The 9887-nt window shown below is 67.6% G+C and carries 9 protein-coding genes; 6 read left to right on the top strand and 3 right to left on the bottom strand.

Going from position 1 to position 9887, the window contains the following annotated elements; all coding sequences use genetic code 11:
- Positions 1–96: 96 nt before the first annotated feature.
- Entirely contained in the window at positions 97–1050 is a 954-nt protein-coding gene (locus A5692_RS21545) for a MinD/ParA family protein (RefSeq protein WP_068059590.1), read from the top strand.
- Between the two features lie 102 nt (positions 1051–1152).
- Positions 1153–2664 carry an Asp-tRNA(Asn)/Glu-tRNA(Gln) amidotransferase subunit GatB gene (gene gatB, locus A5692_RS21540; protein ID WP_068059587.1) on the top strand — a complete coding sequence of 504 codons (1512 nt, stop codon included), beginning with the start codon at positions 1153–1155 and terminating at the stop codon, positions 2662–2664.
- Positions 2665–2767: 103 nt separating this feature from the next.
- On the opposite strand, the gene A5692_RS21535 is transcribed toward gatB, so the two are convergent.
- On the bottom strand, positions 2768–3889 hold the full coding sequence (locus A5692_RS21535) for a sorbosone dehydrogenase family protein (RefSeq protein WP_068059584.1): 1122 nt from the start codon (positions 3887–3889) through the stop codon (positions 2768–2770).
- A 262-nt stretch (positions 3890–4151) separates the two neighbouring features.
- Between A5692_RS21535 and A5692_RS21530 the strand changes: the two genes are divergently transcribed.
- The gene (locus A5692_RS21530) at positions 4152–5012 is read left to right on the top strand and encodes a DoxX family protein (protein WP_068059580.1); all 861 of its coding nucleotides are present in this window, start codon (positions 4152–4154) and stop codon (positions 5010–5012) included.
- A gap of 3 nt (positions 5013–5015) precedes the next feature.
- Here the strand turns inward: A5692_RS21530 and A5692_RS21525 are convergent, their stop codons facing one another.
- Complete coding sequence (locus A5692_RS21525; RefSeq protein ID WP_068059577.1) at positions 5016–5372, bottom strand: PH domain-containing protein; 357 nt, start codon at positions 5370–5372, stop codon at positions 5016–5018.
- Between the two features lie 311 nt (positions 5373–5683).
- Here A5692_RS21525 and A5692_RS21520 point away from each other — a divergent pair, with 311 nt between their 5' ends.
- The 3 genes from A5692_RS21520 to ilvC are packed head-to-tail and all read left to right on the top strand — an operon-like array spanning position 5684 to position 9096.
- A complete protein-coding gene (locus tag A5692_RS21520) occupies positions 5684–7561 on the top strand; it encodes an acetolactate synthase large subunit (protein ID WP_068059574.1) in 1878 nt (625 codons plus the stop codon).
- Positions 7561–8061: an acetolactate synthase small subunit gene (gene ilvN / locus A5692_RS21515; protein WP_067918895.1), complete on the top strand. Its 501-nt coding sequence runs from the start codon at positions 7561–7563 to the stop codon at positions 8059–8061. Before A5692_RS21520 ends, ilvN begins: the two co-directional genes overlap by 1 nt.
- A gap of 33 nt (positions 8062–8094) precedes the next feature.
- Positions 8095–9096, top strand: coding sequence for a ketol-acid reductoisomerase (gene ilvC, locus A5692_RS21510; RefSeq protein WP_082962971.1), 1002 nt, complete (start codon positions 8095–8097; stop codon positions 9094–9096).
- Positions 9097–9171: 75 nt separating this feature from the next.
- On the opposite strand, the gene wrbA is transcribed toward ilvC, so the two are convergent.
- A complete protein-coding gene (wrbA, locus tag A5692_RS21505; protein WP_068059568.1) occupies positions 9172–9774 on the bottom strand; it encodes an NAD(P)H:quinone oxidoreductase in 603 nt (200 codons plus the stop codon).
- Between the last annotated feature and the right edge of the window lie 113 nt (positions 9775–9887).

The raw sequence follows: 9887 nt of genomic DNA, 5'->3' as shown, positions 1-9887 counted from the left end.
GCTTGAGCTGGCGCACGGCGTCGGCCAGCGCCACGCGGCCGATGTCCTGCCCCCGCCCCGGCATCGCGCGCCCCTTCGCGCCCGCGGCGGGCGCCATTGCCAGGCGGAACGGCACTGGATGGGCTTGACCAGCAGGCGCGCCAGGACTCCTCCGGGTTCAGCTGGCGCGAAGTCGTCCACCGCGTGACCGGTGTCGACCTTGGCCCCGGCAAAGACGCGCAATACAAAGAGGACTTGCGCCGCCGCATCCGGGTGGCCGTCGGCGGCGCATTCCCGATTGCCGTTCTCAACCTCAAGGGCGGCGTCGGCAAGACCGCGGTGGTAGAGGCGCTGGGGTCGACGTTCGCCGCCGTGCGTCACGACCGGATCATCGCCGTCGACATCGACGCCGGCGACCTGGCGGAGCGGCATGGCCGTCCCAACTCCCTGGGCATGCCCGAGCTGCTCGCCGACAAGGCGGCCACGAGCTATGCGGACGTCCGGGCGCACACCTACATGAACAACTTCGGTCTGGAAGTGCTCGGATTGCCCGACTATGCGCACACCGACTGGCGGCTGGAGCGGCACGACGTGGTCAGGGCGTTCTCGCTCTTGCGCAACCACTATTCGGTGGTGTTGGTGGACTGCGCCAAGGCGCTCAATTCGGGTGCGATGGAAGCGGTCCTGCCCGAGGCGCGGGCGCTGGTCGTGGTGACCAGCACCTCGATCGACGCGATACGGAAGACCGCCACCACCCTGGATTGGTTGGGCAACAACGGGTATCAGAGTTTGGTGCGGTCGGCGGTACTTGCGATCAACCATGTCGAGCCGGCCAAGTTGGACCTGCTGGCCGCCCGGGAACTGGAGCGGCTGTCCGCGCGTGTCGCCGCGACGGTGGTGCTGCCGTTCGATCGCCACATACACGAGGGCAAGCAGATCGAGCTGGACCGGCTCAGCAAGGAAAGTCGCCGCAGCTACCTCGAGATGGCGGCCGTGCTGGCCGACATGTTCCCCGGCCGGGGCGGGGCGCGCAACCGATTGCCGGCGCCGCGCTCGCCGCACTGGCCCTGAGATCGCCCGGCGGCGCCGCGCTCGCGGTCACCATTGGGCCGATGGGGGTGACCCGCTTCGCCCGGCGGCGCCGCGCTCGCGGTCACCACTACGATCGACGGCATGAGTGTTGCTGCCAGCGCCGATCTCATGGACTATGACGACGTCATCGCGCGTTTCGACCCGGTACTCGGCCTCGAGGTGCATGTCGAGCTGTCGACCGTCACCAAGATGTTCTGCGGCTGCTCCACCGCCTTCGGCGCCGAACCCAACACCCAGGTATGCCCGGTGTGCCTCGGCTTGCCCGGTTCGCTTCCGGTGCTCAACCGCACGGCGGTGGAGTCGGCCATCCGGATCGGGCTTGCGCTGAACTGCGAGATCGTGCCGTGGTGCCGCTTCGCCCGGAAGAACTACTTCTACCCGGACATGCCCAAGAACTATCAGATCTCCCAATACGACGAGCCGATCGCCATCAACGGATACCTCGAAGCACCGTTGGACGACGGCACCACCTGGCGGGTCGAGATCGAGCGCGCGCACATGGAGGAAGACACCGGCAAGCTCACCCATCTGGGCAGCGAGACCGGCCGCATCCACGGCGCGACGACCTCGCTGCTCGACTACAACCGCGCCGGAGTGCCGCTGATCGAAATCGTGACCAAACCCATCGTCGGTGCCGGCGCCCGCGCGCCGCAGATCGCCCGTGCCTACGTCACCGCATTACGAGACTTGTTGCGCGCCTTGGACGTATCGGACGTCAGGATGGACCAGGGTTCGATGCGTTGTGATTCCAACGTGTCGCTGATGCCGACCGGAACCACCGAGTTCGGCACCCGCACCGAGACGAAGAACGTCAACTCGCTGAAAAGCGTCGAGGTCGCCGTGCGCTACGAAATGCAGAGGCAGGGCGCCATCCTGGCGTCCGGCGGCCGGATCATCCAGGAAACCAGGCATTTTCACGAGGCGGGATATACCAGCCCGGGCCGCGCCAAGGAGACCGCGCAGGATTACCGCTATTTCCCCGAACCCGACCTGGAGCCTGTCGCACCCAGCCGGGAACTGGTCGACCAACTGCGCCAGACCATCCCGGAGCTGCCGTGGCTGACCCGCAAGAGGATTCAGCAGGAGTGGGGCGTTTCCGACGAGGTGATGCGCGATCTGGTCAACGCGGGCGCGGTGGAACTGGTCACCGAGACCGTCAAGCACGGCGCCGCCAGCGAGCAGGCGCGCGCTTGGTGGGGAAACTTCTTGGTGCAGAAGGCCAACGAGGCGAACATCGGGTTGGACGAACTGGCCATTACCCCGGCCCAGGTGGCCACGGTGATTGCACTCGTCGACGAGGGCAAGCTTTCCAACAAGCTGGCCCGTCAGGTCGTGGAGGGCGTGCTGGCCGGCGAGGGCGAACCCGAGCAGGTGATGACGTCGCGCGGCCTGGAACTGGTGCGCGACGATTCGGTGACCCAGGCCGCGGTCGACGAGGCGCTGGCCGCCAATCCCGATGTGGCGGAGAAGATCCGCGGCGGCAAGGTGGCCGCGGCCGGGGCGATCGTCGGCGCGGTGATGAAGGCCACCCGCGGGCAGGCCGATGCCGCTCGCGTGCGCGAACTGGTGCTGGCGGCCTGCGGCCAGAGTTGATGGGCGCCGCGCGGATCGCCCTCGCCCACCGCGAGTGTGCATTTCACGACGCGACACGCCGGTAACCCGTCGTGAAAATGCACATTTGGAGCAGATAGAAGACCTAGGTCTTGTCGTCGTTGTTGCGCGGGAAACCGCCACCCTGCGGGAACAGCGGGAACACCACGTCGTCGAGCTTCTCCGCGTCCCCGGCGGTCTTGTTGACCGTTGCGCCCCAAACGTTTCCATCCGGCGACATCCGCAGCGCCCACGCGTGGGCGTGGGTGTCCTTGCGCACCACGTCCGGTTCCCCGGTGACCGCACCCGTCGCCGGTGCCAGCCGCACGGCCACGGTCAGTTTGGTGTTGATCAGGTTGACCAGCACGGTCCCGTCCATCGCCGCGCAGCCCGCCACGCCGGGCTTGTCCGGCCAGGTCCACACCGTGGAGACCTCCGAGGTCTTGGTGATGCGCTGCAACCGATCCGCCGTCGGCGTGCGGTCGGCGACATAGAGGGAGCCGTCCACCGGGTCGATGCACAGGCCGCCGCCGGAGCCGACGCCCGACAGCGCCGTCGTGGGCGGCGCCTGGCCGATGGTGGTCGGCTGCTCGATGCGAAGGACCTTGCCCGCCAACGACTTGGGGTCGGCGGCCGCGGCCGGGTTGCCCGCGTCGCCCGTCATGACCACCAGCGTGGTGGGGCTGGTGAAGATCAGCGCTCCGGTATTGCCGTTGGCGCCTTTGGGGATACCGGTCAGGATGTCCTTGGGGATGTCGCCGTCGGCCACCCGGATCACCCGGTTGTCGGTCGGCGTGCTGATGTAGGCGTACATCAGCCGGTCTTGCGTGTAGGTCGGCGACAGCACGATGTCCATCAAGCCGCCGTCACCGGACGGGTCGACCGGGATGACGGTCTTCACCTTCGGCTCGGCGCTGACCGAGATCTCCTTGACGGCGCCGGTGGTGCGCTCGGCGACCAGCGCGGTTTTGCTGTCGGGCCCCATGATCAGGCCGCTGGTGCTCTCCAGGCAGCCCTGCATCACGCCGGGCGCCGGGCATGCCTTGGGGAACGGCGTGGGCGGCAACGGCGGCGGCGGGGGAGGCGTCGAGCTGGGTTGGGGCTTGAGTTCCGGGTTGGTGGTGAAGGGCTGCGACTGGGCGTCGTTGAACCGTGCGCACCCGCTCGCGAGCAGCACCACCGCGCACAGCGCGGCAAAGCCGCACCGAACCGAGCGCCCTAATCGCATGACCGACAGGCTACGGACAGGGCGGCCGCCACCGCCACACGCCCGCGCCTGGCCGCCTGACATGACGCGATCGGAACGCTTCTCGCGCGCGGGCGACGGCCGCGTCCGGCGACCGGAGTTCACCCGCTTCGGACGCCGCCGAGCCACGGGAAAGGCCGTTTCGGGACGATCCGGGCCGGTTTGGCGGGCAAACCACCGATTGCCTGGCGAAAGCGCCGCTCAAATCCCCAATTCAGCGGCAAATGCCCTTACCCTGACACGCGTGACCAGTCAATCGAATGACGGACATTGGCAGCGGCCCGGCGAATCCCCGGAGCCGGCCCCGGGACGCCCCGCGACGGCGCGCGTGGTCGACCCAGAAGACGATCTGACGCCCGTCGGTTACCCCGGCGACTTCAACCCCTCGACCGGAACCACAACCGTCATCCCCTACATGGGCGACCACGCCGCCGTGGGCGGGTCCAGGGCGACGGGTTACCACGTGCTCGACCAGCCGGAACCCCTGCCCTATGTGCAGCCGCAGTCGTCGCGGCACGCGGCCGCCGAGCCCGCCGAGATCGATGGGGACGAACACCACGGCCGGCTGCACGAGGTCGGCCGGCGCGGAACCCAGCATCTGGGTTTGCTGGTGCTGCGGGTCGGCCTCGGTGTCGTGCTGGCCGCCCATGGGTTGCAGAAGCTGTTCGGCTGGTGGGGCGGCTCGGGCGTGGGTGGGTTCAAGAACTCGCTGTCCGACGTCGGCTACCAGCACGCCGACATCCTCGCCTACGTCAGCGCCGGCGGCGAGCTCGTCGCCGGGGTGCTGCTGGTGCTGGGGCTGTTCACCCCGGTGGCCGCGGCCGGTGCGCTGGCTTTCCTGATCAACGGCATGCTGGCCACCATCACCGCGCGGCCGCATCCGCACACCCTCACCTATTTCCTACCGGACGGACACGAATACCAGATCACCCTGATCGTCATGGCGGTCGCGGTCATCCTGTGCGGGCCGGGCCGCTACGGTCTGGACGCGCGGCGCGGCTGGGCCCACCGGCCCTTCATCGGGTCGTTTGTCGCCCTGCTGGTCGGTATTGCGGCCGGCATCGCGGTGTGGGTCCTGCTCAACGGGGTCAACCCGATCGCCTGACGCTCAGGCATAGGGGTTGGGCACGCGCCCCGAGCTCGCCTCGGTCAGCTGCGGCAGCGTCGCGAAAGTCACCGCGGGCAGGCGCAGGTCAGCGCCGCTCTTGAGGTGCGCTCGGGCCCACGAACCCCGGTGGAAGCGCAGCCCGTCGATCTCATCCCAGTCCACCGTCCGGCTGCCCAGCAGCGTCCGGACGGTTACACCCCTGTCGTCGGCGACCGTGCGCAACCGGACGATCAGCGCCGAGAGCACCACCGGGATCACCAGCAGCGGCGCCGACGGCGGCCAGAGCATCACCGGAATCAGCAACCCGAGGGTCACGAAACCGACGGCCAGGTGGGCGATCGGGGAGACCTTGATCACGACGGGCGTGTGGGAAGACGAACCGGTAGCCACCCGACCATCATTTCACCCGCCGCGGGGACCGGATCCGCGCGCGGGCCGACCGTAGCGGATTTGACTGCTGAGCTGTGCGAAGGCTACCGTCGGACGTTATGGATACCGCCGGACAGCCCGGGATGCTCGTAGTAATTGGTCGGCGCGTTGGTGCCTGACTAGCCTCTCGGCATTTGAAGCTATCCAGACCAACGCGCAACCCTCGTGCAGCAGATGAGCTGTCGGGGGTTTTTTGTTGCCCCGAGCGAGATTCCCAGAGTGAATAAGGAACAAAGACAGTGAGCGCACCCACCAGGCAGCACGCCACACAGCCACAGCGTGCCGCCGACGTCGCCTCCGACGCGGCGGAAACCCCCGCCGCCACCCCCACCAAAAAGCCGAAACGTGTTGGGCCCGAGAAACTTACCGGCGCCCAGTCGGTGATCCGATCACTCGAGGAGCTCGGGGTCGAGGTCATCTTCGGCATTCCCGGCGGCGCCGTGCTGCCGGTCTACGACCCGCTGTTCGACTCGAAAAAGCTTCGCCACGTGCTGGTTCGCCACGAGCAGGGCGCTGGCCACGCGGCCAGCGGCTACGCGCACGCCACCGGCAAGGTCGGCGTCTGCATGGCGACCTCCGGCCCCGGCGCCACCAACCTGGTCACGCCGCTGGCCGACGCCCAGATGGACTCGGTGCCCGTCGTCGCCATCACCGGCCAGGTCGGTCGCACGCTGATCGGCACCGACGCCTTCCAGGAAGCCGACATCTCCGGCATCACGATGCCGATCACCAAGCACAACTTCCTGGTTCGCTCGGGCGACGAGATCCCCCAGGTCATCGCCGAGGCCTTCCACATCGCCTCCTCGGGGCGTCCCGGCGCGGTGCTCGTCGACATCCCCAAGGACGTGCTGCAGGGGCAGTGCACGTTCAGCTGGCCGCCGCGCATGGACCTGCCCGGCTACAAGCCGAACACCAAGCCGCACAACCGGCAGATCCGCGAGGCCGCCAAGCTGATCGCGGACGCCCGCAAACCGGTGCTCTACGTCGGCGGCGGCGTCATCCGCGGCGAGGCGACCGAGCAGCTGCGCGAACTGGCCGACCTGACCGGCATCCCGGTGGTCACCACCCTGATGGCGCGCGGCGCGTTCCCCGACAGCCATCGGCAGCACATGGGCATGCCCGGCATGCACGGCACCGTCGCCGCGGTGGCGGCGCTGCAGCGCAGCGACCTGCTGATCGCGCTGGGCACCCGCTTCGACGACCGCGTAACCGGGAAACTGGACACCTTCGCGCCGGAGGCCAAGGTCATTCACGCCGACATCGACCCGGCCGAGATCGGCAAGAACCGCCACGCCGACGTGCCGATCGTCGGCGACGTCAAAGCCGTCATCACCGACCTGATCGCGATGCTGCGGCACTACGAGCATTCCGGCACCGCGGCGATCCCAGACATGACCGAATGGTGGGCCTACCTGGACGGTGTCCGGTCCACCTACCCGCTGAGCTACGGCCCGCAGAGCGACGGCAGCCTCGGCCCGGAATACGTCATCGAGAAGCTGGGTCAGATCGCCGGCCCGGACGCGGTGTACGTGGCCGGGGTGGGCCAGCACCAGATGTGGGCGGCGCAGTTCATTTCGTATGAGAACCCGCGCACCTGGATCAACTCCGGCGGGCTGGGCACCATGGGATTCGCCATCCCGGCGGCCATGGGGGCCAAGATGGCCCGCCCGGAGGCGGAGGTCTGGGCCATCGACGGCGACGGTTGCTTCCAGATGACCAACCAGGAGCTGGCCACCTGCGCGATCGAAGGCGTGCCGATCAAGGTCGCGCTGATCAACAACGGCAACCTGGGCATGGTGCGCCAGTGGCAGACACTGTTCTACGAGGAGAGGTACTCGCAGACGGACCTCGCCACGCATTCGCATCGCATCCCGGACTTCGTGAAGCTGGCGGAGGCGCTGGGTTGCGTCGGATTGCGTTGCGAGCGTGAGGAAGACGTCGAGGACGTGATCAATCAGGCGCGCGCGATCACCGACCGTCCGGTGGTGATCGACTTCATCGTCGGCGCGGACGCGCAGGTGTGGCCGATGGTGGCCGCCGGCACCAGCAACGACGAGATCCAGGCCGCCCGCGGAATCCGCCCGCTGTTCGACGACGAGAGCGAAGGGCACGCCTGATGCACACGCACACGCTCTCGGTTCTGGTTGAGGACAAACCCGGTGTGCTCGCCCGCGTCGCGGCACTGTTCTCCCGGCGCGGTTTCAACATCGAGTCGCTGGCTGTCGGCGCCACCGAGCAGAAAGACATGTCGCGCATGACGATTGTGGTCAGCGCCGAGGAAACCCCTCTCGAGCAGATCACCAAGCAGCTCAACAAGCTGATCAACGTCATCAAGATCGTCGAGCTCGACGAGGGGGCCGCGGTATCGCGCGAGCTGGCGCTGATCAAGGTGCGCGCCGACGCCGGTAGCCGCAGCCAGGTGATCGAAGCGGTGAACCTGTTCCGCGCCAAGGTGATTGACGTTTCGCCCGAGGCGCTGACAATCGAGGCGACCGGTGACCGCGGCAAGATCGAGGCGCTGCTGCGGGTGCTGGAGCCGTTCGGGATCCGCGAAATCGTTCAATCGGGAGTGGTGTCGTTGTCCCGCGGTCCGCGCGGCATCACCACGGCCAAGTAACACACAAGGAGATATTCAACAGTGGCACTAGAAATGTTCTACGACGACGATGCAGACCTGTCGATCATCCAGGGCCGCAAGGTCGGCGTGATCGGATACGGCAGCCAGGGGCACGCGCACTCGCTGAGCCTGCGCGACTCCGGCGTGCAGGTGCGCGTCGGTCTGAAGGAGGGTTCGAAGTCGCGGGCCAAGGTGGAAGAGCAGGGCCTGGAGGTCGACACCCCCGCCGAGGTGGCCAAGTGGGCCGACGTCATCATGCTGCTCGCGCCCGACACCGCGCAGGCGGACATCTTCAAGAACGACATCGAGCCCAACCTCAAGCCCGGTGACGCGCTCTTCTTCGGGCACGGGCTCAACATCCATTTCGGACTGATCAAGCCGCCGGCCGATGTCACCGTCGCGATGGTCGCCCCGAAGGGGCCTGGCCACCTGGTGCGCCGCCAGTTCGTCGACGGCAAGGGCGTGCCCTGCCTGATCGCGGTGGACCAGGACCCGACCGGCAAGGGTGAGGCGCTGGCCCTGTCCTACGCCAAGGCCATCGGAGGCACCCGGGCCGGCGTCATCAAGACCACCTTCAAGGACGAGACCGAGACCGATCTGTTCGGTGAGCAGGCCGTGTTGTGCGGTGGCACCGAGGAATTGGTGAAGACCGGTTTCGACGTGATGGTGGAGGCCGGCTACCCGCCGGAGATGGCCTACTTCGAGGTGCTGCACGAACTCAAGCTGATCGTCGACCTGATGTACGAGGGCGGCATCGCCCGAATGAACTACTCGGTGTCCGACACCGCGGAGTTCGGCGGGTATCTGTCGGGACCGCGCGTCATCGACGCCGGCACCAAAGAGCGGATGCGAGAGATCCTGCGCGACATCCAGAACGGCGAATTCGTCAAGAAGCTGGTTGCCAACGTCGAAGGCGGCAACAAGCAACTGGAGCAACTGCGCAAGGAGAACGCCGAGCACCCCATCGAGGTGACCGGCAAGAAGCTGCGCGACCTGATGAGCTGGGTCGACCGGCCGATCACCGAGACGGCGTAGCGTCTGGCGGCCGGCCGCCGGCGCTCCGCGAAACATAAACCACGGCGACCGTTTACGGCGTGTCGCGTACGTGGTTTATGTGTCGCGGAGGCGGCCGGCCATCAGCACGACCCGGCGCGCCAGGTGATCCAGGGCATTCCCGGTCGCCTCGTCGAACTCGTGGATGTTGTCGTGGGTGGAGACCAGGCTCACCCCGTAGGGATTTCCGTCGACGAACTTCAGCGGGTCGGTGTATCCCGGTGGCACGATGATGCCGCCGAAATGCATCAGCGTGATGTAGAGCGACAGCAGCGTGGTCTCCTGGCCGCCGTGCAGGGTGTTGGACGACGTGAACGCCGCATAGACCTTGTCGGCGAGCTTGCCCTCGGCCCACAGCCCGCCCAGCGAGTCGAGGAAGTTGCGCAACTGCGCGGCGGGAGAGCCGAAGCGAGTCGGTGAACCGAAGATCACGGCGTCGGCCCACACGATGTCCTCACCGGTGGCCGCCGGAAGGTCCTTGGTCGCTTCGTAATTCGCGGTCCACGCCGCGTTCTGGGCGAACGATTCCGGGTCACGGGTTTCGGCGACGTGCCGCAGGCGCACTTCCGCGCCGGCAGACGCGGCCGCGGTCGCGACGCGTCGCGCCATCGCCGTGCCATGACCGGTGGCCGAATAGTAGATGATCGCGAGTTTGGTCACGAGCGCATCGTAGGGCCGCGACGGGCCCCGCCCCAAGCGCGCGTCGGCGCAGGTTAGGGCAGTGGCGAGCCCGTCGATGCCCGTCGCTGCCCGTCAAAGCCAGCCGATAGGCT

Source organism: Mycobacterium sp. E342 (genome assembly GCF_001667665.1).
Taxonomy (GTDB): Bacteria; Actinomycetota; Actinomycetes; order Mycobacteriales; family Mycobacteriaceae; genus Mycobacterium.
This window is presented reverse-complemented; position numbering and strand designations above follow the sequence as displayed.